At 40.7% G+C, this 22,149-nt stretch carries 19 protein-coding genes; 14 read left to right on the top strand and 5 right to left on the bottom strand.

Going from position 1 to position 22,149, the window contains the following annotated elements; translation table 11 throughout:
* Nucleotides 1–15 precede the first annotated feature (15 nt).
* Nucleotides 16–1,638, bottom strand: coding sequence for a 2-oxo acid dehydrogenase subunit E2 (locus ABJN95_RS03200; protein WP_348368551.1), 1,623 nt, complete (start codon nt 1,636–1,638; stop codon nt 16–18).
* 11 nt (nt 1,639–1,649) lie between these two features.
* Nucleotides 1,650–4,325: a pyruvate dehydrogenase (acetyl-transferring), homodimeric type gene (gene aceE / locus ABJN95_RS03205; RefSeq protein ID WP_348368552.1), complete on the bottom strand. Its 2,676-nt coding sequence runs from the start codon at nt 4,323–4,325 to the stop codon at nt 1,650–1,652.
* 160 nt (nt 4,326–4,485) lie between these two features.
* On the opposite strand from aceE, the gene ABJN95_RS03210 reads away from it, so the two are divergent.
* Nucleotides 4,486–5,313, top strand: coding sequence for an alpha/beta hydrolase (locus tag ABJN95_RS03210; RefSeq protein WP_348368553.1), 828 nt, complete (start codon nt 4,486–4,488; stop codon nt 5,311–5,313).
* 57 nt (nt 5,314–5,370) lie between these two features.
* Here ABJN95_RS03210 and ABJN95_RS03215 read toward each other — a convergent pair whose 3' ends face one another.
* Nucleotides 5,371–6,252 (bottom strand): DUF1838 family protein, encoded by an 882-nt coding sequence (locus ABJN95_RS03215; RefSeq protein WP_348368554.1) that lies wholly within the window; start codon nt 6,250–6,252, stop codon nt 5,371–5,373.
* Nucleotides 6,253–6,361: 109 nt separating this feature from the next.
* Between ABJN95_RS03215 and ABJN95_RS03220 the strand changes: the two genes are divergently transcribed.
* Together ABJN95_RS03220 and ABJN95_RS03225 are read left to right on the top strand one after the other, a co-directional pair.
* Entirely contained in the window at nt 6,362–7,018 is a 657-nt protein-coding gene (locus ABJN95_RS03220) for an NAD(P)H-dependent oxidoreductase (protein ID WP_348368555.1), read from the top strand.
* Between the two features lie 265 nt (nt 7,019–7,283).
* Nucleotides 7,284–9,941, top strand: a complete 2,658-nt coding sequence (locus ABJN95_RS03225; RefSeq protein ID WP_348368556.1) for a TonB-dependent receptor — start codon at nt 7,284–7,286, stop codon at nt 9,939–9,941.
* Nucleotides 9,942–10,083: 142 nt separating this feature from the next.
* Here the strand turns inward: ABJN95_RS03225 and ABJN95_RS03230 are convergent, their stop codons facing one another.
* Both ABJN95_RS03230 and ABJN95_RS03235 read right to left on the bottom strand, forming a co-directional pair.
* Entirely contained in the window at nt 10,084–11,088 is a 1,005-nt protein-coding gene (locus ABJN95_RS03230; protein ID WP_348368557.1) for a hypothetical protein, read from the bottom strand.
* Nucleotides 11,089–11,112: 24 nt separating this feature from the next.
* Nucleotides 11,113–12,528: an aldehyde dehydrogenase family protein gene (locus ABJN95_RS03235; protein WP_348368558.1), complete on the bottom strand. Its 1,416-nt coding sequence runs from the start codon at nt 12,526–12,528 to the stop codon at nt 11,113–11,115.
* 112 nt (nt 12,529–12,640) lie between these two features.
* On the opposite strand from ABJN95_RS03235, the gene ABJN95_RS03240 reads away from it, so the two are divergent.
* The 11 genes from ABJN95_RS03240 to ABJN95_RS03290 are packed head-to-tail and all read left to right on the top strand — an operon-like array spanning nt 12,641 to nt 21,787.
* Nucleotides 12,641–13,552: a hydroxymethylglutaryl-CoA lyase gene (locus ABJN95_RS03240; RefSeq protein ID WP_348368559.1), complete on the top strand. Its 912-nt coding sequence runs from the start codon at nt 12,641–12,643 to the stop codon at nt 13,550–13,552.
* Nucleotides 13,552–14,787, top strand: a complete 1,236-nt coding sequence (locus ABJN95_RS03245; RefSeq protein ID WP_348368560.1) for a 3-isopropylmalate dehydratase large subunit — start codon at nt 13,552–13,554, stop codon at nt 14,785–14,787. The genes ABJN95_RS03240 and ABJN95_RS03245 overlap by 1 nt, the downstream gene beginning before the upstream one ends.
* A 1-nt stretch (nt 14,788) precedes the next feature.
* Complete coding sequence (locus ABJN95_RS03250; protein ID WP_348368561.1) at nt 14,789–15,298, top strand: 3-isopropylmalate dehydratase small subunit; 510 nt, start codon at nt 14,789–14,791, stop codon at nt 15,296–15,298.
* Nucleotides 15,299–15,300: 2 nt separating this feature from the next.
* Nucleotides 15,301–15,870: a carboxymuconolactone decarboxylase family protein gene (locus ABJN95_RS03255; RefSeq protein ID WP_348368562.1), complete on the top strand. Its 570-nt coding sequence runs from the start codon at nt 15,301–15,303 to the stop codon at nt 15,868–15,870.
* Entirely contained in the window at nt 15,839–17,044 is a 1,206-nt protein-coding gene (locus ABJN95_RS03260) for a CaiB/BaiF CoA-transferase family protein (RefSeq protein WP_348368563.1), read from the top strand. The genes ABJN95_RS03255 and ABJN95_RS03260 overlap by 32 nt, the downstream gene beginning before the upstream one ends.
* Nucleotides 17,045–17,048: 4 nt before the next feature.
* Nucleotides 17,049–17,477 (top strand): nuclear transport factor 2 family protein, encoded by a 429-nt coding sequence (locus tag ABJN95_RS03265; RefSeq protein WP_348368564.1) that lies wholly within the window; start codon nt 17,049–17,051, stop codon nt 17,475–17,477.
* A 4-nt stretch (nt 17,478–17,481) separates the two neighbouring features.
* Nucleotides 17,482–18,327 carry a sulfurtransferase gene (locus ABJN95_RS03270; RefSeq protein WP_348368565.1) on the top strand — a complete coding sequence of 282 codons (846 nt, stop codon included), beginning with the start codon at nt 17,482–17,484 and terminating at the stop codon, nt 18,325–18,327.
* A 7-nt stretch (nt 18,328–18,334) separates the two neighbouring features.
* Complete coding sequence (locus ABJN95_RS03275; RefSeq protein WP_348368566.1) at nt 18,335–19,012, top strand: isochorismatase family protein; 678 nt, start codon at nt 18,335–18,337, stop codon at nt 19,010–19,012.
* 3 nt (nt 19,013–19,015) lie between these two features.
* Nucleotides 19,016–19,966, top strand: a complete 951-nt coding sequence (locus ABJN95_RS03280) for a polysaccharide deacetylase family protein (protein ID WP_348368567.1) — start codon at nt 19,016–19,018, stop codon at nt 19,964–19,966.
* The gene (locus ABJN95_RS03285; RefSeq protein ID WP_348368568.1) at nt 19,953–20,879 is read left to right on the top strand and encodes a polysaccharide deacetylase family protein; all 927 of its coding nucleotides are present in this window, start codon (nt 19,953–19,955) and stop codon (nt 20,877–20,879) included. Before ABJN95_RS03280 ends, ABJN95_RS03285 begins: the two co-directional genes overlap by 14 nt.
* An 11-nt stretch (nt 20,880–20,890) precedes the next feature.
* The gene (locus ABJN95_RS03290; protein WP_348368569.1) at nt 20,891–21,787 is read left to right on the top strand and encodes a bile acid:sodium symporter family protein; all 897 of its coding nucleotides are present in this window, start codon (nt 20,891–20,893) and stop codon (nt 21,785–21,787) included.
* The last annotated feature ends 362 nt before the right edge of the window (nt 21,788–22,149 follow it).

Raw genomic sequence — 22,149 nt, forward strand, 5'->3', positions numbered from 1 at the left:
GATAAAAGGAGTCCTTTACAGATTCCACATGAACCAGTCCTCCAACAAAGTCCTCACATGTTGCAAGAAGCGTGCGGCATCAGCTCCATTAATTATCCTATGGTCAAAGCCTATCGTTAACGGCATAATAAGTCTTGGCTGAAACTGCCCATCAACATGCACCGCTTCGGTTTGACTTCCCGCCACGCCTAAAATGGCAACTTGCGGGAAGCTTACCAAGGGAAAAATCGCACTTGTACCAATTCCGCCTAAATTGGAAATAGTAAAGGTGCCGCCATCCAGTTCATCCATCCCGATTTTTTTGTTTTTTACTTTTTGAGCCAAGGTTCCTAATTCTTGAGAAATAGCAGTAATACTTTTTTCATTCGCATTTTTTAAAACCGGAACCATCAAACCTCTATCGCTATCTACGGCAACGCCTATATTAATATAGTCTTTATATATAATCGCAGAATTCTGAGTATCAATACTCACATTGAATATTGGGAAATCTTCCAAGGCCTTTGCAACTACTTTTACAAGAATTCCAGTAATGGTCAATGAACTTCCTTTAGCTTTAAAAGCACCTTTATGCGCTTGACGCCTTTGTTCCAAATAGGTGATATCTACTTTTTCTTGCAACCATGCATGTGGAACATTGCTCCATGAAGTTGTCATGTTTTTGCTCGTAGCCTGCATAATACCTGTCATAGACTCACTGCGAATAGTGCCCCATTTGGATAAGTCTGGCAAACTTGCCATGGCCATTGGAGCCCCATTATTAGTTCTATTCTGATTCAGCGCCTTTGCATAATTCTTAACATCCTTAACCGATATACGATTCGTAGCAGATTTGAGGGGCATTGAAGCAATATCAATTCCGATTTCACGTGCAATTTTCTTGGCCAATGGAGAAGCTCTGAATTTTCCGGAACGTGTATCATTAGTTTGGCCATTTACAAGTTTTTCCACTTTAGTGCGGGCTTCCACATTGACAACAGTAGTCACTTGGGTAGCTTCCTCTTTAGCTTTCACAATAGATTCCTCCTGAACATGGTCTTCGACACTAGCAGAAATTTTTAGAATGGGAGTCCCTTCACGGATTTCATCACCTATATTAACCAATATTTTAGTGATTTCTCCACCAACATCGGCAGGAACTTCAACTACGACCTTGTCGGTCTCCACTTCCATTAAAGTTTGCTCAGCAACAATTGAATCCCCTTCGTTGACATGAATTGCAATAATAGTTCCTATTTCAATGCCTTCTCCCAACGAGGGGAGTGTTATTTCAAAAACGGATGGTTTGACCGACCTAGTTTTTTTTACAACATCTGATTTTACTTCAGGCGTTGCAACTACAGCCATGCTTACGGATTCGGTTGCGACTTCCTCAACCCCGGGTTCTTCAACTTCCGAGGTACTTTCTCCCTCCAAACGTATAATAGCAACACCTTGGGAAACTTGATCTCCCTCATTCACCAAAATCTCAGTCACTATACCCTCTGCATCTGAAGGTACTTCGACCACTACTTTATCGGTTTCGACTTCCAATAAAGACTGTTCCTTTTTTACAGCATCTCCTACCTTAACCATGATATTTATCACCGTACCGCTTTCGATGCCTTCCCCCAATTCGGGTAGTTTTAATTCGGTCATTATCTCGAGATTTAGCTTGCTGGATTGATTTTATCTTTATCTATTTTGTGCTTCTTGATAAAGTCCTTCACTTCTTTGGCAGTAACGGCTCCTTCATCACGAAGTAGTTGCAATGCTGCCAAAGCAATGAATTTCGGACTGATTTCGAAGTAATCTCTTAAATCGATTCTTGCCTCGCTTAAACCATAGCCATCTGTACCAAGAACGTGGTAAGCCTTCGGCATCCATTTAGAAATACCATGTGCCCATTGTTTCACATAATCCGATACCGATACAAACGCACCAGTTTCATTTTCCAACAATTTTTCAACGTATGCTTTTGGTCGTTTTCCGTCGGCAGAAAGCAATCCTTTACGTTCTACATCTTGTGCGTCGCGCTGTAATTCGGTGTAACTGGTGACACTCCAGATATCTGTTGAAATACCCATATCTTCCAAAAGGTTTTTTGCTTCTATGACCTGAATCATAATCGAACCACTACCCATTAAATGTGCTTTGCGCCCTTTGGCTATTTTTTTGGTGGATTTCTCATAACGGTACATTCCTTTGATTACTCCTTCTTCTACTCCTTCCGGCATCATTGGCATGGGATAGTTTTCATTGGTCACCGTGATATAATAGAATATCTTTTTCTGCAATTCATACATGCTATGAATTCCATCCTTCACAATCAAAGCCAATTCGTAAGCAAATGAAGGGTCATAGCTTTTCATATTCGGAACGATACTCGAAAGAACATGAGAGTGTCCATCTTGATGCTGAACCCCTTCACCGTTCAAAGTAGTTCTTCCAGAAGTACCCCCTATCAAAAAACCTTTACACATCATATCACCACAGGCCCAAATCATATCACCAACACGCTGGAAACCAAAAATGGAATAGAAGACATAAAACGGAATCATCGGCAATCCATGTAGTGAGTAGGCCGACCCTGCTGCCATAAAGGAAGCAATGGCTCCCGCTTCACAGATACCTTCCTGAAGAATTTGACCGTCGATACTTTCCCTATAATACGAGATACTATCGGCATCGACTGGTTTGTAGAGTTGACCTTTGGGTTGGTAAATTCCCGCGTAGCGGAACAATCCGTCCAAACCGAAAGTACGTGCCTCATCAGGAATTATGGGCACTATATATTCTTTAATTCCATCTTGACGTAAAAGTTTGGTAATGATTCGTACCAAAACCATCGTCGTTGATACCGAACGACCCGCTGTGCCCGTGAAAAATTCTCCCCAAAGTTCTTCTCCTGGAGTCTTAATTGATGGCGCCTCATCTTTCCGTTCTGGTAAATAACCGCCAAGCTCATATCGCTTTTTCTTGAGATAAGTTATCTCAGCGCTATCCTCGTCTGGCACATAAAATTTAGCTTTAGCAGCATCTGCCTCACTTAAAGGGATTCCGAATCTTTTGGCAGCAGCGATACGCTCATCAGCGCTCATATTCTTTTTCTGATGGGTGGTGTTTTTACCTTCCCCAGAATCTCCCATCCCATAGCCTTTAAGTGTCTTCATTAGAATTACACTAGGTTTTCCGTTGGGCTTGGCAGCTTTATCAAAAGCGGCATATATCTTTTTATAATCGTGTCCGCCACGTTTTATCGTTCTGATTTCCTCATCCGAAAGAGAATGCATCAGTTTCTCCAATTCGGGATTATCTTTCACCCAGTGTTGACGCACTTCATTACCTGGAAGAACCGAATACATTTGATAGTCACCATCAAGTGCTTTGTTCATTCGATCAACCAAGATTCCCTTTTGGTCACGTTCTAAAAGTGCATCCCATTCACTACCCCAAATCACCTTGGTCACATTCCACCCGGCACCTAAAAAACTACGTTCCAATTCTTGAATCACTTTTCCATTTCCTCGAACAGGACCATCTAAACGTTGCAGATTACAATTCACTACCAAAACGAGATTATCAAGTTGCTCACGAACCGCTATGTTTAAGGTACCCAAGGTTTCGGGCTCATCCATTTCACCATCTCCAACAAATGCCCATATTTTTCCCCCGTTTTTTTCTTTTAAACCTCTGTTCTCAAGGTATTTTTTAAATCGTGCTTGGTAAATGGCGCTTACACCGATAAGACCCATCGAGGCTGAAGGAATTTCCCAAAACTCAGGCAATCTTCTTGGATGCGGATAGGAGGGCAATCCGCCACCGGCCTGCAATTCGCGTCTAAAGTTTTTCAGATTGGTTTCTGTCAATCTTCCTTCCAATAGTGCTCTGGCATAAACACCTGGGGCAGCATGAGGTTGTAGGGAAACCAAATCTCCACCATAATCATCTGATTTTTTCCGAAAGAAATGATTAAATCCTACTTCATACATACTGGCTGCAGAAGCATAGGTGGCAATGTGTCCTCCTACACCTTCGCCACTATCGTAGCCTTGTAAGACCATAGCCATCGCATTCCATCGATTGATATTCTCAATTTTATTTTCGATTACCGTATCACCTGGATAGGGTGGTTGATGCCTTGCGCTGATTGTGTTTATATAGGGAGAGTTTAACGCCTCACCAGCCAATTTCACTCCTTTACGAATGGCCAATGCCCGCAATTCTCGAATAAGGTCAGCGGCCTGTTCATCTCCCTGATCTTCGATAACCTCTTCAATTGAGGCTATCCATTCCTGTAATTCTTCTTGCCACTCCTGGTCTTTTGCTACGGCTATTGAATTCATAGTACTCTAATTATGCATCGCTTATACCGTACTAATGTAATTAAAAATTAGTTAATATTATTAATCATTAATATAATTAACTATATTTAGTGAGATAAAATTATTTCTTGATTCCCATTTTTGACATTAAATGATGCGCTATTAAACCAAGGAAAATAAGATGAACGAAAAAGTATTGTTTCAGACAACAGCAAATAGACAATTGAAAAGAGGATATCTTGACACCGCCAACGGTCAAATTCATTTTGGAACAGCTGGCGAGGGTCCGGCGCTCTTATTGATTCATCAATCTTCTTCCTCCATGGAAGAATATGCCGCACTTATACCTTATTTAGTAAATAAGTACCAACTTATCATTTTCGATTTGCCTGGGCATGGTTTATCAAGTGACCCAAGCAGCGAACCTGGCGTTGAGGAATTTACAGATGTTGCCTTGGCTGTTGTAAAACATTTGAACATCGAAAAGTGTAGTGTTCTTGGACATCATGGCGGCGCGCTAATGACCATGAACTTTGCCTTCCGATTTCCGGAACGAACTGAGAAAGTCATCCTTTCTGGTACGAGCGGATTAAAATCTGAAGAAGAAAAGAAAGAATTTTCAAAAAATCTGGCAAGTAAAAAAAAGGTGGAACTTGATAAAAATGGGGAGTCCTTATTATTAGCATGGCAACGCTATTTAGCCTATATGCCTGAAGCCCATGTAAAGGTTGTTCTAAGACCTTTTTTAAATAGTGTGATGACGCGGATGCGACCTTATGATGCCCATCATGCCGTTTTGAAGTGGAACCGACTAACGGCTCTCGAAAATCTAAACGTACCTGTTTTGCTCTTGCAAGGTTTACTAGACGAGTTTGTCAGCAATCAAGAAAATCTTTTAGATATAATTCCTAAGGCAGAAAGGCAAGTCATAGATAATGGTGGCGCATTCTTGTTTTTTGACAAACCCAAAGAATGTGCCGAAATTATTGATGCATTTTTATCCGCTTAGGGCATTCAGCAAAAAACATATTTTGCATTTGACGCCTGAACCTCTGCCGGTTCATTTTTACCTACCCCAACCAGCACCTGCCTCTCCTTGCTGAAGTGCTCGTACCTCAGCCACATCTTTTGGAGGATTCAGCCATTTCGGTTTCTCCTTTTTTGCCCATGCCAGTAGTTTTTCAGGAAATTCATCATGACTTTCTACACGCCAAGAATGCAATTGTATAATTGCTTTCTTATCTGGCATTCCTGCCCAAGGAGGTAAAGAGCCATAACGTTGCCATGCCATTTGATGTGGTTCGTCGACACTGCCCTCTGGCTGAAAAAAGAAGTCATAGTTTTCCCATGCCTGATACTGTTTCCCTGTGGGTAAAGGAAAATCTAAAAATACAGAGGCATTGAAAATATAACCACTGCCCATTTTCCTATAGGGAATCCCATCTTCTGATTTTATTGTCTGCACGCGATCACCAACCCCTTGTTCCACATCACCATAAATTCTATCATTCTCCAAGCGATACGTTATCATCTGATAGGGATAGGCTATTGGCGTAACAGGTTGACCTTTGTATGCCGTTAACACCTCTCCGGTATCAGGGTCGGTATACGCAAAGGTCTTTCTTGTTAAATGGATAATCTTTTCCCCCGGTTCATCAGGCCAAATAACCGTAGAGCTATCGAAACCAATCATTCCGAACAATTTTTTACCTGATGGGTATTCATATACTCCACCATCTGCTACCCAGTGAACTGGGTCACCAGTACCCGCACGACCATCGACCCAATCTTTTAATACTTCCGGCGCATTTTGGTAGGAAGCTTTTTCAGCCCATGGATGAACAGCTTCTGATTGGGAATCGGAAGATTCTATCGAAGCTTCAGACTTATCTGTTTGTTTGCATCCTATTAAAACAAAAAACATACCTATGTATAGCAATGACTTCATAACACTAAATTTTAATATTTCAAATTATCAGAGAGGCACTAAATATACCTAAAATTAGTTAACTTTATTAACTAATTTTAATTCGTCCTTTGTATTAAAACCGAATACCATGAAAATTTTGATTGTGCATGCGCATGAGAATCCGAATTCTTTTTCCAGTAGTTTGGTTAAAGTGGCAACGGAATACTTTGAAAGTGCAGGACACTCAGTGTCTATTTCAGATTTGTATCAAAAAGGTTTTAATCCCGTCGCTGGCAAGCACGATTTTAAAAATCCATCAGATGCAACCTATTACAAATATGCCATAGCACAATTCACCGCAAACAATACCAATTCCTTTGCAGATGATGTAAAAACAGAAATGGAAGACCTCATCAAAGCCGATGTTTTAATATTCAATTTTCCCTTATGGTGGTTTGATATGCCTGGTATTTTAAAGGGCTGGGTAGACCGAATTCTTGCTTATGGTTTTGCCTACGGAGGGGATTATGGCCTATATAAAGATGGTAGATTCAAAGGAAAAAGAGCATTTCTTAGTATCACAACTGGAAGTCCGGCTTCTTTTTATACTTCGGAGGGAGCACATGGGCGTTCTCTCGAAAATATACTTCGCAACATCAATGAAGGAATTTTAGGGTTAGTTGGCTTTGAAGTGCTTTCTCCCTTTATTGGATATTCAGTCTCCAGAATATCTGATGATGAGCGCAAAGATATCATCAAGAAATATCAAGATTATCTCAAGCAAAACTTTGCTGAACATTCCTAAGATCCTTTCAATATTTGAGTGTATTTATTAAGAATCCTTCCTTTTAGTATCTATCCCTTTATTAAAATCATTAAAAATCTGCTTGAAAAACATCAAAAGGAAAATTTTTAAAAAAATAGTTAATTATATTAACCATTAACATAATTAATTATTATATTGGTGAAGTATTTATGACATTTTTAACGTAAAAAACAAGACAATTTCTAGCCTGAAGTCTTTAAAAATGGGCAAAGTAAACTAATTCTAAACCAGTAATTCAAACCTTATGAGAACTAAGAAAATTATGAATTTGGTCTGTTTATTCAGTTTTTTGCTCTGTTCTGCAGGAGTTTTTGCACAAGGAACAGTAACGGGAACTGTAACAGATGACAACAATCTTCCCATCTTGGGAGCAACGGTACAAGTTCAGGGCACATCGACAGGCGTGGTCACTGACGATAATGGAAATTACAGTATACAAGCTTCAGACGGGGACGTACTTATAGTATCCTATATCGGTTTCGGCCGCAAACAAGTCACTGTATCGGGAACAACAGTTAACGTTCAACTACAGGAAGATGTAAGTCTACTAAATGAAGTGGTGGTATCCTCAACAAGAAAGCCAGTTCGGAAACTTCAGACCACTACATCAGTAAACACTGTTGGAATAGCAGAACTTGAAACTATAAAACCTGAATCATTCTCAGAGGCCCTTCAAAACACCCCAGGGGTCACTATTGATGAATCACAAGGAAGAAAAGGTGGATTTAATATTAGGGGATTCCCAGGTGGTAACTTTGTAACTACCTTAATCGATGGTATGCCGGTATCAGGTATTGCCAATCAATCTGGCGGAACTCAAGAGTTCTTTGGGCTCGATCCTAATGTTGAGCGTATCGAGGTAGTTCGTGGGGCGGCTGCTACCCTATTTGGCCGATCCTCAGCTGCTGGGGCTCTTAACATAATCTCAAAGACGGGTGGTACTGAAACCAAAGGTTCCTTTTCCATCACCAAATACAACAACACGGCCAACGACGGCCACATTTATGACGGCGACTTAGATTACAGAGCAGATTTCAATCTTAATGGTCCGCTTTCTGATAAGCTCCGGTACAACATTGGTGGCTATGTCATTCAAGATTCGGGTGTTAAAGAGCAAGCGAATAAAGACAAAGGCTTTCAACTAAGAGCCAATGTTGATTGGTTAATATCAGATAAAAGTCGTATTCGATTCTATACCGGTTACTTTAATAATCAGTTCCAAAACATCATAGGTACGGTTTGGGATATGCAAAACGAAAGTTTGGCGGAAGGTTGGAATGCCAGAAGTACTTTCTACAATAATCCGTTAGGATCAATGGTTTTGAACCAAAATCTAGGTGTAAGACAAGCTTTCTTTAATACTGCCCCAGTTACCAACGCAGCAGGTGGTGGTGCATTAACTTGGAATCCAGCAGAAAGTATAGAAAGAGCTAAAGGTATTAATTTCGGTGCGGATGCCACTTTTCATTTAGGTAATGAATGGTACTTTTCTGAAAAAATACGGTACAATGACTTCTTTCTTCGTGATATTAACGACTTGAACCTCACTACGATTTTCGAGCAAGCTGACACTACCACACGATTAAATGCTAATGCCCTCAATCAAAATAGGGAGCTATTGACTGAAACGAGAATTAGCAAACAAATCCAAGGAGATTCATCTGAGCATAATCTTACATTTGGGCTGTATTACAGTGATGCGAAAAGAGATCGTTTAGGCTTTAATTATTTTTACGGATCTAATGTAAGTCCGAGACCTACATTTACTACTTTATTTGGTTTTGGTAACGGTTCTTTTAGTGATCCAACACTTCCGCAAACGGTTTACATTTCAAACACTTCTTCGCATAGAGAAGAGACCGCAACAGGTATATTTTTAGGAGATGAAATGGTGTTTAATGAAAAATTAAGTATCAACGCCGGTTTCCGTTACGATTGGCAAAAGGGATACATCAACAACAATCCGGAAGAAATAAGAGAGAATTCAATTGACTTTGATCCTGGCACGGAAGAAGAAAATGAAATAAAGCTAACCGATTATTCATTCTCAATAGGAGCGAATTATTTAACGGGTGAAACCTCCGCAGTCTACGCAAACTTTACACGTTCATTTACCTTTCAAACAGTTGATGAAGTAGATGATGAATTTTTGGATAACGAATTGGTCAAAAATTTTGAAATAGGCTACCGAGCTGGCCTTGGAGATTTGACGCTAGATGCTACCTATTTTAACACCAATATTGATAATAGTGTATCGACAATTTTTGATAACGATGTAGGCGGTTTTGTAGATCGTCCTGCTGGTTCATACAAAATTAATGGAGCTGAAATTGCGCTCGCTTATACACCTAAAATGGTTAAAGGTTTGTTGCTGAGCGGTAGTTTTACGCTTCAAAATTCAGAATTTGATGATTTCATCGAAGGTATTGATGATGCTACGGTTACGGCAATCAATGATGCGGGAAATCCTCTTGATTTAAATCTAGTGAATCAAGGTGGCGCGACGGCACTAGACCTTTCCGGAAATCAGGTAAGGCAACAACCTAAGACCATCTTTAATCTGAATTTGGCTTATAATGGAAAAAATTGGGGTGCCAATTTTGGTGGGTTTACGTATACAGGACTTTATTATGATAATGCAAATATTTACAACGATCAAAGTCTCTCTGTATATAATACAGGGGCCTACGTGAAATTTCCTTTAGGCGATGATGAAATTAGACTTTCTTTATTGGTAAAGAATGTATTTGATGGCACCAATGCTCAGAATATATTTACTGGAGGCGGTTTAGATGAGGTGATTCAGTCTACGATAGCAGATCCCAATTATACGAATCAGTTAGCTTTCGCCGTAACTCAAAATCCCAAACGTGTTTTATTTACCGTAGGATATTCATTTTAATATGAAGGAGGCGAAAAACTAAAATTGCTATACCAATAAAGTTTACTGTCGATTTATGTTTGAGTTAGTTTAAGTTAAGTAAAAAAGCGGATGCTACTAAGGTACATCCGCTTTGCATTTACAAGCTTGTCATTCAAGGTTGTTATTCTTCTATAAGCTCAACCAATTCTCCAGCAGGCCCAATTATTGTGGCCATCCGATTTCCATTGTATCCCATGCCTAAAACTTTCATTGGGGGGCTTACAAACAACTCGGAATTTACTAAATCAAGATTGCGAATTGTAAATGAAGTTATTGAAACACCTGGAGGCAATTCTCCCTTCGCGGTCTGACGTCTTCCGGCTGTTTTGGGATAACCATCTATCTCAATTGAATTGCTAAAAGCACCCAACCTAACCAGACTTAATGGGAACTCGTAATTCTTCTTCAATTTTTGCGCAGCAGCAATAAGAGGGATGGGCGTATCAATGGAAAAGGTTTCAAGAGCACCAAAATTTGTAACATAAAAATCAGTCAAAGTGCTGTGGTCTGGTCCAGCAAGAACCATAATAAATGGCCTATCGACGAATGACCTAGGAGTTAACAAGGTAGATTTGGTACGGTCACCCGTATCCGTAGTAAAATAGAAAACCTCTTCTGAGGGGCCTTTAAATTGTACCGCTCGGATTGAGGATAATCCATCTCCTAAATAGTCGGGACCGCCTAGATGTACAAAAGGGCTATTTTTTAATTTTTCATAAATGGCATCTGGATCTTCAACAATAATCTCAATAGCGTTCCAGCCAAAAGTCGTTAGGGCTCTATAGTCTTTAGGTACGGGACCCTCTATCAGTCTAAGATATACATCATCACCACTCTTTGGTTGCAGCATAGCAAATGGCTTATAAGCAGCTTTAGGGCGTCCCCAACTATTCGCCAATTGTCGGGAGATGGTTCCTTCCTCTACTACCTGGTAATCCAACCAATTCCTGTAAATCTCTTTAGCGGAATCAACATCTTTGGTAACCACGGTGGCAATTTTAATCCGTTGGATATTGGGAGGAGTAATCGAATCGTTAGAAGGGGTACTTGCCGGTAATGACCCTTGACCAACAACAGTGTACCAGCATAACAAAAACAAATAGAAGGTCATACTTGAATTTGTCATATGCATATAGGCTATTTTAAAATTTTAAAAGGAGCTTTCCTCAAAATCGGCCATCTTTTCGGGCAGTGCGGTTTGAATCAGTATAGCTTTCTTTCTAAAAAACCTTAAAAAACCGGCGTCGCCCATTCTGGAGCCATTAATACCTGATTCTTTAAATGAGTTTTTCTCAGCATCATAGACTTTGTTGGTTAGGCTGCCGTCATTAATACTTACAGCGCCAACTTCCAATTGCGACGCAATTTCAATAGCCTTGTCATTATTTTTGGAAAAAACAGATGCCGACAAACCATAAATACTATCGTTTGCCAGGTGAAGCGCCTCTTCTTCCGTTTTGAATGCCATAATAGGAATGACAGGGCCAAAAGTCTCTTCGGTCATCACCTTCATATCGTGAGTGACGTTGGTCAATACCGTAGGACGACACCATAGCCCACCATTGATGTCCTCGACTTTACCTCCGGTGTATAGCTTTGCTCCTTTCGACAAAGCATCATCAATTTGCTCTTGTATCTTTTCCGCTTGTGCCTGAAAAATTAAGGGGCCCATTTGTCCCTCTTCTGGGTTAATAGTCATGGTAACCGTCTCCGCTTTGGCAGTGATTTCGTTTACAAACTGGTCATGAATGGTCTCAGCTACATAAATACGTTCTAGAGACTGGCAAGCCTGGCCGGTCGCTCCAACGCAACTTCTAAGAATGGCATCGGTAGTAACTTCCATATCTGCATCTTTCAAAACTATTGCTGGGTCTTTTCCGCCCAGTTCCAAAAAAGCTGGAATAAAGCGTTCGGCACAAACTGCTCCAATTTTTTTCCCTGTAGGCACACTCCCCGTAAAACAAATGGCATCGACTGAATTCACCACAGCCTTACCGGCTTCTGCACCGCCTCTAACCAATTTTAAAACGGCAGCCAATTCAGGAACCGCAGCAATGCTCTTTTCAAGTCCGTCCATAAAGCGAGGTGTAACCTCGCTTGGCTTCAATAAAACACCACAACCAGCAAGTAAGGCCGGAATGGTATCTATGAGAGCCAATAACAATGGAAAATTCCACGGACTAATCACACCTACCAAACTATAAGGGACCCATTGTTGTCGAATTTGTACGGTAGTTGCGGAGGCAGAAGGTCGCTCTGCCGGAGGATTATATAACTGAGGTGCACGATAACTCCAAGCTTGCATCAAACCAATAATACCTCCTGTCTCAACTGCAGCTATTCTTTTTCGTGCGGTATCAATAGCCAATTGCTCGGCTATTTCAGTTTGAAATTCAGTAAAGCTACCCAACCACTTTTGTAAGACCGCAACACGCTCGCCAATAGTAAGATTTCGCCATGCTTTCTGCGCTGCACGAGTTTCCTCTGCTTTCTCCGCTATCAATTCGGTAGCATCTTCCATCAAGTCATAGTCGTATTCTCCCGTTCTTGGATTTCGTACCTTCATAGTATCACTTCTAAATTAGTTAATAAAGTTAACTATTATTTCGGATAAACTGACCTAGTTTCATTAAAATTAGTTAACTTAGTTAACTAATTTTGAAAGCAGTTAATTCTTTATGAATGTAAACAAAATTATACTCGAAGAACAAGGACTTCGCGATGGATTTCAAACACTTGAGGAGGTTATTCCAACGGAAAAAAAGTTGGAATATATTGACCGTTTGGTAGATGCAGGCTTGACTCGTATTCAAGTTACCTCTTTCGTTCATCCCCGGTTGGTGCCTCAAATGGCTGACGCAGAAGCAGTCTGTGAACAATTGAATAAGAAAGAAGGTGTGGTTTATAGTGGTTTGGTGTTGAATTTAAAAGGGGTTGAAAGAGGTATCGCTGCAGGACTTGACCATTTGGCGTGCTCCATTTCTGCTAGCAACACCCATAGTCAAAAGAATGCAAGATTGACACTTAACGAAGCCAAAGCTGCGTTCAAAGAAATGGTACAGCTATCCAAAGCGAATGGAATTACTGTTCGAGGAGGAATTCAATGTGCCTTTGGATGTCGTTATGAAGGACATATTGACACAAACCACGTTTTAGACATGGTAGACCATCATTTAGATATGGGAATTGACGAATTGGCGCTGGCTGATTCTACAGGAATGGGAAACCCCAAGCAATTGGGTGCGCTCATGCAAAAAGTGGTCGAAAAAGCAGGAGACATTCCCGTGATTCTTCATTTACACAATACAGAAAACAAGGGGTATTCCAATTTTTATGCAGCGACGGAAGCCGGTGTTCGCATATTTGATACAGCCTTCGGCGGCTTAGGCGGATGCCCATTCATAAAGAGTGCTACCGGAAATATAGCCACAGAAGATACCGCACACGCAGCACACCAAATGGGCTACGAAACAGGGTTGAATATCCATAAAATAGCAGAAATAAGTAGAGAATTGGAAACAACAATGGGGCATAAACTCCCAGGACAGTTGTACCAGCTAATTGACAAGGAAGACATCAAAATGATTTAATGGGACAGACAATTTCAGAAAAAATTATATCTAATCACGTCGGCAAAAAGGTATATGCTGGTGAACTCGTGGTTAGTGAAGTAGATGGCTGTATGGCGAGTGACACTACGGGGCCGCTAACAATAAAAGCCTTTCGCGAGATGGATGGAAAAAAGGTTTTCAATCCTGATAAATGTGCTCTGATTATTGACCATGCCGCTCCTTCGCCTAACGAACGCATCGCGAATTTGCATAAGATGATGCGCGACTTTGCAAAAGAACAAGGCATGCGTTTGTTTGAAATTGGTGAAGGTATTTGCCATCAGGTCATGGTAGAAAACGCCTATGTAAAACCGGGAGATATTTTTATTGGAGCAGATTCTCACACGCCTACTTATGGAGCATTGAATGCCTTCGCTTGTGGTGTTGGTTCTACGGATTTAGCCGCAACCATGCTGACCGGAAAAATCTGGCTGAAAGTGCCACAAACCATACAAATCAATTGCTCTGGAAAACTACAGGAGGGCGTAACCGCAAAAGACTTGATTTTGTTTTTGGTAGGAAAAATAACCGTTTCAGGAGCGACCTATCAAGCCATTGAATTTACTGGAGCAGCTTTTGAAGGCTTAAGTCTGGCAAGCCGAATGACCATTGCGAACATGTCGTCCGAAATGGGGGCCAAAACCGGAATTGTTCATCCAAAAGGATTGGAATTGGACTACGATTATGAAGCCATAACTCCAGATGCAAATGCCACCTATGTCAAAACATTTAATTTCGATGTCTCTGAATTGGAACCTCAGGTTAGTGCCCCAGAATCTCCAGATAACGTGCATAACATTTCGAACTATGAAGGCACGAAAATCAACTATGCCTTCATTGGAACCTGCTGTAATGGCCGATTGGAGGATTTAGATATTGCCGCTGCAATTCTGAAAGGTAAAAAAATACATCCCGATGTGCGCATGGTGATTGCGCCCGCATCACAAAGCGTTTTGTTAGATGCTATTGGTAATGGCACAATGAGCACTTTGATTGAAGCTGGTGCATCATTGATAACTTCGGGTTGCGGACCTTGCGTAGGAACGCACCAGGGTGTTCCTGCTGATGGAGAAGTAGTTATATCTGCCGCGAATCGAAATTTTAGAGGAAGAATGGGCAATCCCAATTCAAATATTTATTTGGGGGCTCCTTCAACGGTTGCAGCATCTGCCTTGGAAGGACAAATTGTGAATCCTAAAAAATACTTGGTATAAGATGAGTAGCGTAAAAACAAATATCAAAGCGAAAGCACATGTTTACGGTGACCATATTGATACGGACCGTATCATTCCGGGAAAATATACTAAGACTTTGGACATGACCACCTTAGCCAATCATGTACTTGAAGATTTAGATCCTAATTTTAACAAGATTGTTCAGAAAGGAGATATCCTTGTAGCCGGCATCAATTTTGGTTGTGGTTCTTCAAGAGAGCAAGCTCCCTTAGCTATAAAAAAATCGGGGGTTTCGGTTGTAATTGCAAAAGACTTCGCTCGAATTTTTTTTCGAAACGCTATTAATATTGGGTTGCCTGTTTTGGAAATTGCCGATCACAACATTCAAAAAGGAGCCGAGCTCGACATTGATTTAAAGTCTGGTATTGTAAAAGACTTGACCACAGATGTGACCTACACTGCCACTAAACTCCCCGATATTATGATAAATATCTTAGGTGAGGGTGGCTTAGTAAATTACCTAACAAAACACGGAGATTACTCCCTTTAGCAATGAGCAGAATTACGCCAATACCAGATTATGAAACCAGTGAGTTAGCACCACTTTTTAAACAAGCGGAAAAATGGATGGGCTTTCAACCGAATGATGGATTAATCATGGCGCACAAACCCAATTTGCTGATTTCTTTTTTTAGTTTGGCAAAAGCAGTTTATGACGAAGGATATATTGATGCGGGTCTAAAACGAATGATCGGCCATATTTCAAGCCTGTCGGCAGGTTGTGAGTATTGCAGTGCACATACCGCCTTCAGCGCCAAAAAGAGTGGTATTTCAGAAGAAAAAATGAAGTCCCTTTGGAATTTTCAGACCTCTCCACTTTTTTCCGATAAAGAAAGATCAGCTTTGAATATTGCCTTAAAATCGGGCATGGTACCCAATCAAGTTTCAGATAGTGATTTTGAAGATTTGAAAACGCATTTTTGCGATGCGGCCATTGTAGAAATAATGGGCGTGATCTCACTTTTCGGGTTTCTTAACCGCTGGAACAGCACCTTCAAAACTGAGTTAGAAGTTGTTCCAAAAAAAGCATATGAATCTATTAAAACAATCGACAATGCATAGTGCACCCCTAAAAGGTATTAAAGTATTGGAATTCACACATGCCGTGATGGGGCCATGTACAGGTTTACTACTGGCCGATATGGGTGCTGAAGTCGTGCATGTGGAGCCAACAAAAGGTGATAATACAAGAAGATTAAAAGGTTTCGGCACCGGCTATTTTTGGTTTTACAACCGCAACAAAAAAAGTTTGGCGGTTGATTTGAAATCAGCAGAAGGCATTCAACTGATCTATGATTTGGTAAAAGAATATGATGTTGTGGTTGAGAATTTTGGTCCGGGCACGATGGACCGACTTGGCTTAGGTTACGAAAAACTCAAAACCTTTAACAGCAAATTGATTTATTGTTCATTAAAAGGATTTTTAAGTGGTCCGTACGAGAAAAGACACGCAATGGACGAAGTTGTTCAAATGATGGGTGGCCTTGCTTACATGACCGGACGTAAAGGAGACCCCCTGCGTGCTGGAACTTCCGTTATTGATATTACCGGGGGAATGTTTGGCTACATCGGTATTCTTCAAGCCTTGTACGAACGTGAGAAAACAGCTGAGGGCGGATTTGTAAAATCGGCACTTTTCGAGACTTGTGCTTTCTTAATGGGACAACATATGGCATATGCATCCCAGATCGATTATAAGATTCCACCGATGCCATCGCGTGTGAGTGCCTGGTCTATTTACAAAGTATTTGACACCAAAGACAACAGCAAAGTGTTTGTGGGAATCATTAGTGACAAACACTGGAAACGACTATGTGAAGTATTTGAATGGGGCGATTGGGGCAGCGATGAACGCCTAGAAACGAATAACAAACGTATTGATGAGCGTGACTGGTTCTTACCGGCGCTTGACGAACGTTTCAAAGCCTTGACCAAAAATGAAATCATTAACCGTTGCGATAAAGGGCATATTCCTTTTGCGCCTATCAGTCAACCTGAAGATTTGTTTGACGATGTACAGCTGAATGAAGGGAATAGTTTATTGCATGTTACCATGCCCAATGGAAAAACAACAAAGCTTCCCAAATTTCCACTGGAATATAAAGGAACACGCTCGGGTATTCGAATGGACCCCCCGAAAATTGGCGAGCATACAGCTGAAGTTTTAAAAGAATTGAACATTGATGAAGCTACCATCAGCAAAATGGTGGAAGCAGGCATCGTCAAAACAGAATAGGGCCATGAATTATAAAAAAATAACATTCCTCTTCATCGCTCTGCTGTTATCAAGTTTCATCTCTGCTCAGGGAGTAGAAACGAAAATAAAAGAACAAATCGATGCCCTGCGAACGGCGCATCTCAATAGCGATGTCTCCATCGCGGATGCTTTGTATCATCCTGATTTAATATTGACTTCGCAAAGCGGTAAAATTTACAAAAAGGATGTAGCTTTAGAAAATATCAAAAACACTTTTGAAAGCTACGAAAGTTCGGATTTTCAATTTTTGGAAGTTTCAAATGAAGTAGTTATTACAAACTACATTAATGAGCGGAAGTACAAAGATTTCCCAAAGGGTAAATTCCGTCTTACTGTAGTATGGACAAAACATGAGGATGTGTGGAAAATAATTTCCATGCAGTCTTCAAAAGTAAAAGAGCGAAAAAAGTAAACTAATGTCTCCTATTATTCAAATAGATGAATTGCTATCGTTGCGCGATGCTAGCAATCTCGTAATCGTAAATGCCAGTAGTGGTTCTGATGCCCTTTCAAAATATCAAGCAAAGCACCTCGATGGAGCTGTTTTTGTAGATTTAAATGTTGATCTTTCCGAAATACATGAAGATGCTTCGCATGGCGGACGACACCCACTTCCTCAAATTGAAGATTTTGCTAAGACCATTTCGGATTTAGGAATGGCTAAAGAAAGTCATATAGTAATTTATGACGATAAAGGTGGAGCAAATGCTTCTGCCCGTTTCTGGTGGATGCTCAAAGCTATCGGCCATGAAAAAGTTCAGGTACTGAATGGCGGAATTCAAGAAGCTGAAAAGCAAGGTTTCGCGATTAATTCTGCTGATGTAAAACCAAATCCAGTTGAGAGGTACCAAGTCGATTCCTGGAAGCTTCCCTTAGCAGAAATTGCCGAAGTTGAGCAAGTTTCCCAAGATGAAAAGCATATCGTTGTAGACGTTCGTGCAACACCGAGGTACAATGGAGAATTTGAACCCCTTGACCTCATTGCTGGGCATATTCCTGGAGCAGTTAATGTTCCTTTCGCTGAGAATTTGGATGGCAACGGACTATTTAAATCTCCAGAAGAACTACACCAAAAGTACACCCAGCTGTTTGGCGATATCCCCAAGGAAAATAGAATATTTCATTGTGGCTCAGGTGTGACTGCCTGCCATTCAATTCTAGCAATAGCCCATGCAGGATTGGAAATTCCAAAACTCTATGTAGGCTCTTGGAGTGAATGGAGTAGGAATAACAAAACGATTGCTACCAAAATTATAAACTAGCACACAGATGAAAGGGACAAAAATGCAAACCACCGATAAAACCGCCAAAGAACTTTATTTTGAGGTCAAGGCGAATCCTACTCGAAAGCGGTTCGGCTTTGGTAAAAAAGCTGCTTTGGTCAATATTGATATTCAGAAAGCATACACGAGAACCGACCTCTTTAAAACTGCCTATGAAGCTGACCCAAAACAACTCGATTATGTAAATGCGTTAGCTGCCAAATTTCGAGGCTTAGGTTGGCCTGTAGTATGGACCAATGTTGCCTATATGGATACTGCAGCTGACGCGGGAATTTGGGGAACGCGAACAGATACGCCAGATAGTTTGCAGAATATTAAATTCGGTTCGGAGCGCGCAGCCTTAGATGACCGTTTGATTTTAGATCATTCTACTGACGTTTTCTATGAAAAGAAGATGCCCTCGCCTTTTTTCGAAACGCCGCTACAATCGCTTTTGGTTTGGCATCAAATAGATACTATTGTGCTAACTGGTGGTTCCACATCGGGTTGCGTTCGTGCCGCAGGAGTAGACTCCTTATCACGAGGCTATAGAACGATTATTCCAGAAGAATGTGTTGCCGATAAACATGAGAGCTATCACTACGCTAACCTAACCGATTTATCTTTGAAATACTGTGACGTATTAGAATTCGAACAGGTACTCACTTGGTTAAATAGTCAATAACTTATGATGGAAGACCCAGAATATTACGATTATTGGCCCTACCAAAACAGGCCAAAGATTGAATGGCCAAATGGAGCTAAAGTTGCCTTTTGGGTAGCTCCGAATATTGAGTTTTACGAATTATATCCACCAGATAATCCTTTTCGAAAACCTTGGCCACAACCAAGTCCTGCCTTGCCAGGCTATTCCAGTCGTGATTGGGGAAATCGAGTAGGTCATGTGCGCCAGATGGAACTCTTAGAAAAATATAGTATTCGGGGTTCGATATCATTGTCAACGGCCTTGTGTGACCATCATCCTGAAATCATTGAAATGTGCAAAGAGCGTGATTGGGAGTTCTTTAGTCATGGTATTTACAACACGAGATATACCTATGGAATGACCGAAGTACAAGAGTACGAGATGATTAAAGATTCTATAGAAACTATTTATAAGCATACGGGTCAAAAATGTGCAGGTTATTTAGCTCCCGCATTGTCACATTCAGAAAATACTTTGGACTTATTTGCGGAAGCAGGCACGGAACTTTTTGGCGAGGAAGCAGGTTTCTATTCTTGCGATTTGTTCCATGACGACCAACCTACGCCTATTCATCTTAGAAGTAGAAAGAAATTTGCTTCCATTCCGTATTCACTAGAAATGAACGATACCATTGCTTATTTGGTACAGAAAATCACCCCGCGTAGATACGGCAAAGAACTCAAAGACAACTTCGACAGATTATATAAAGAAGGTGCAGAGAGTGGAACGATCATGTGTATTCCCACCCATAATTATCAGGTAAGTAATGCTCATCGCATCAAAGCCTATGAGGAAGCACTCGAATATATTACGGGTCATTCAGATGTTTGGGTGACTACGGGGAAGGAAATTGCACAATACTTTTTAGATAACTATTACGATGTGGCCCTAGCCGACATACACGCTAAAAACAATACGTATGGCAACGCTTAACGACGATTACCTAAAATACCCTAGGCGTAGCTACGGAATGGACCATGACAGATACGCATGGTCAATGCTGCAAAATCGAAAGCTAGTGGCATGGCCCGATGGAAAGAAGGTAGCACTGTGGATTAATGTTGGGCTCCAATTTTTTCCTTTGAATCAAAAAGGAATTCCATTCAAGGTTCCTGGTGGAATGACAAAACCTTATCCTGATTTAAGGCATTATAGCTTACGAGATTATGGTAATCGGGTGGGTATTTACAGGCTTTTACACGCCTTTGACACTTATGATATTACCCCAACTTTTGCGATGAATACAAGATTAGCGGAACGCGTTCCTTATTTGGTGGGTGTCATCAAAGAGCGTGCTAATGAAATCATGTGTCACGGTTATGATATGGATAAACTCCATTACGGTGGTCAAGACCCATCGGAAGAAAAAGAACTTATCAAAAAATCCTTGGATGGCCTGCGAAACATAACGGGTCAAGATATTAAGGGATGGATTAGTCCGGCAAAAAATGAATCTGAAAACACACCTGATATTCTCGCAGCGCATGGTATTGAGTATTTTTGCGACTGGGTAAACGATGATATGCCTTATGAATTCAAAACTAAGAATGGGTCATTGACAGCAATGCCCTTGCCAACAGAACTCGATGATTATTTTATTATCAATAATAACCTCCATGCTGCAGAAGATTGGGCTGACCAAGTTGAAGATGCTTTTGAATTTTTATTAAGAGAAAGCATATCTGGAGGGGGTCGCATCTTGGGTTTAAATATTCACCCGTGGGTATTAGGGCAACCCCATCGCATTCAGTATCTTGAACGTGTTCTTGAAAAATTAGGAGGACACGCTGATGTTTGGTCTACCTCAGCGGCAAGTATTCTCAATACCTGGAAAAGCCAACAATAAACGACCTTTTGATGACGGAATTTCTTTCAGCTTACACTCCTACCATTCTCCAAATACTTCTTTTTTTGGTAATGCTCGGTATGGGAATGACCCTAACAATTCCTGATTTTACACGAGTTGCCCTTGCCCCAAAAGCAGTTTTCACTGGTTTGGTGAATCAAATAATTTTGGTTCCCCTCATTGCGTACGGAATTGTATTGTTAGTACCAATGGAACCATTGATTGCCATGGGGCTAATGGTATGTGCATGTAGCCCTGGAGGAGCGGTATCAAATTTATTTTCATATCTATCCAAAGGCGATACTGCCTTATCTATAACACTTACGGCAATCAGCAGTATTATTACCATTTTTACGATTCCTTTAATTATTAATCTTTCTTTAGACGCGATACTCGGGGAAGCTTCTAAAAGCATTCAACTTCCATTAGGAAAAACCATCTTTAATATATTTAAACTAACGGCTTTACCTGTTTTTCTAGGGATGTTTATCAACTACAAATTTCGTTCTACAGCAGAAAAAAGTAAACCTGCCATTAAATGGGGTTCTATAGCGGTAATTGTGCTTGCATTAATTTTTATGGTCTTAAAATTAGAGGAAATCGGAGACAGTTGGTCTTTTCTGAAAGCCACCTTTCTCAGTGTCATACTTCTTAATTTCGGCACCTTAACAATCGGATTTCTTAGTGCAAAAACCCTGAAACTGTCAACAAAGCAATCTGCAACAATCTCTATAGAAAGTGGGATGCAGAACAATGTTTTGGGAATGACCCTGGCGATGTCTCCAAGTCTATTGAACAGTCCAGAGATGGCAGCTACCCCAGGCGTTTATGGTGTTGTAATGAGTATTTGTGCCATCGGAGTGGTTTATATTTATAAGGCAATGATAATCAAAGCAGCAAAGGAATGAATTTACATCTGTAGAACAAATTATTTTTGATGGGAGGGGCTACAAGTGGTTTTGGCAAAGTAATACTAAACAACGCATAGCTGAGGAAGCTAGTGGAATAACGATTGGCGGTGACTGGTTAAGTAAAAACATTGTGGCAAGAAATTGGACACCCAGGGGAAACGCTAAATATTTTGGGTCAGGCATATCGTGCCGCCCAATGCATTGAAAATCTTTTCGCAAAAAAAATGCGCTAAAGGGCATTTCTGAAGAAGAGATTCGAAAAACCTTGTCGGAATAAACAGCAGTAAAGCAAATCGGAAATCTTGAGGATTTTGCCTCCTTGGCACTTTAGTTACTGTCGGCTCAGCGTATTGCTATTA

This window comes from Maribacter sp. (genome assembly GCF_039974175.1).
In the GTDB taxonomy this organism is placed as follows: domain Bacteria; phylum Bacteroidota; class Bacteroidia; order Flavobacteriales; family Flavobacteriaceae; genus Maribacter_C.

Excerpts from the sequence above, each read along its gene's own strand:
- ABJN95_RS03200 (WP_348368551.1), bottom strand. The coding sequence starts at position 1,638 with ATGACCGAATTAAAACTACCCGAATTGGGGGAAGGCATCGAAAGCGGT.
- aceE (WP_348368552.1), bottom strand. The coding sequence starts at position 4,325 with ATGAATTCAATAGCCGTAGCAAAAGACCAGGAGTGGCAAGAAGAATTA.
- ABJN95_RS03210 (WP_348368553.1), top strand. The coding sequence starts at position 4,486 with ATGAACGAAAAAGTATTGTTTCAGACAACAGCAAATAGACAATTGAAA.
- ABJN95_RS03215 (WP_348368554.1), bottom strand. The coding sequence starts at position 6,252 with ATGAAGTCATTGCTATACATAGGTATGTTTTTTGTTTTAATAGGATGC.
- ABJN95_RS03220 (WP_348368555.1), top strand. The coding sequence starts at position 6,362 with ATGAAAATTTTGATTGTGCATGCGCATGAGAATCCGAATTCTTTTTCC.
- ABJN95_RS03225 (WP_348368556.1), top strand. The coding sequence starts at position 7,284 with ATGAGAACTAAGAAAATTATGAATTTGGTCTGTTTATTCAGTTTTTTG.
- ABJN95_RS03230 (WP_348368557.1), bottom strand. The coding sequence starts at position 11,088 with ATGACAAATTCAAGTATGACCTTCTATTTGTTTTTGTTATGCTGGTAC.
- ABJN95_RS03235 (WP_348368558.1), bottom strand. The coding sequence starts at position 12,528 with ATGAAGGTACGAAATCCAAGAACGGGAGAATACGACTATGACTTGATG.
- ABJN95_RS03240 (WP_348368559.1), top strand. The coding sequence starts at position 12,641 with ATGAATGTAAACAAAATTATACTCGAAGAACAAGGACTTCGCGATGGA.
- ABJN95_RS03245 (WP_348368560.1), top strand. The coding sequence starts at position 13,552 with ATGGGACAGACAATTTCAGAAAAAATTATATCTAATCACGTCGGCAAA.
- ABJN95_RS03250 (WP_348368561.1), top strand. The coding sequence starts at position 14,789 with ATGAGTAGCGTAAAAACAAATATCAAAGCGAAAGCACATGTTTACGGT.
- ABJN95_RS03255 (WP_348368562.1), top strand. The coding sequence starts at position 15,301 with ATGAGCAGAATTACGCCAATACCAGATTATGAAACCAGTGAGTTAGCA.
- ABJN95_RS03260 (WP_348368563.1), top strand. The coding sequence starts at position 15,839 with ATGAATCTATTAAAACAATCGACAATGCATAGTGCACCCCTAAAAGGT.
- ABJN95_RS03265 (WP_348368564.1), top strand. The coding sequence starts at position 17,049 with ATGAATTATAAAAAAATAACATTCCTCTTCATCGCTCTGCTGTTATCA.
- ABJN95_RS03270 (WP_348368565.1), top strand. The coding sequence starts at position 17,482 with ATGTCTCCTATTATTCAAATAGATGAATTGCTATCGTTGCGCGATGCT.
- ABJN95_RS03275 (WP_348368566.1), top strand. The coding sequence starts at position 18,335 with ATGAAAGGGACAAAAATGCAAACCACCGATAAAACCGCCAAAGAACTT.
- ABJN95_RS03280 (WP_348368567.1), top strand. The coding sequence starts at position 19,016 with ATGATGGAAGACCCAGAATATTACGATTATTGGCCCTACCAAAACAGG.
- ABJN95_RS03285 (WP_348368568.1), top strand. The coding sequence starts at position 19,953 with ATGGCAACGCTTAACGACGATTACCTAAAATACCCTAGGCGTAGCTAC.
- ABJN95_RS03290 (WP_348368569.1), top strand. The coding sequence starts at position 20,891 with ATGACGGAATTTCTTTCAGCTTACACTCCTACCATTCTCCAAATACTT.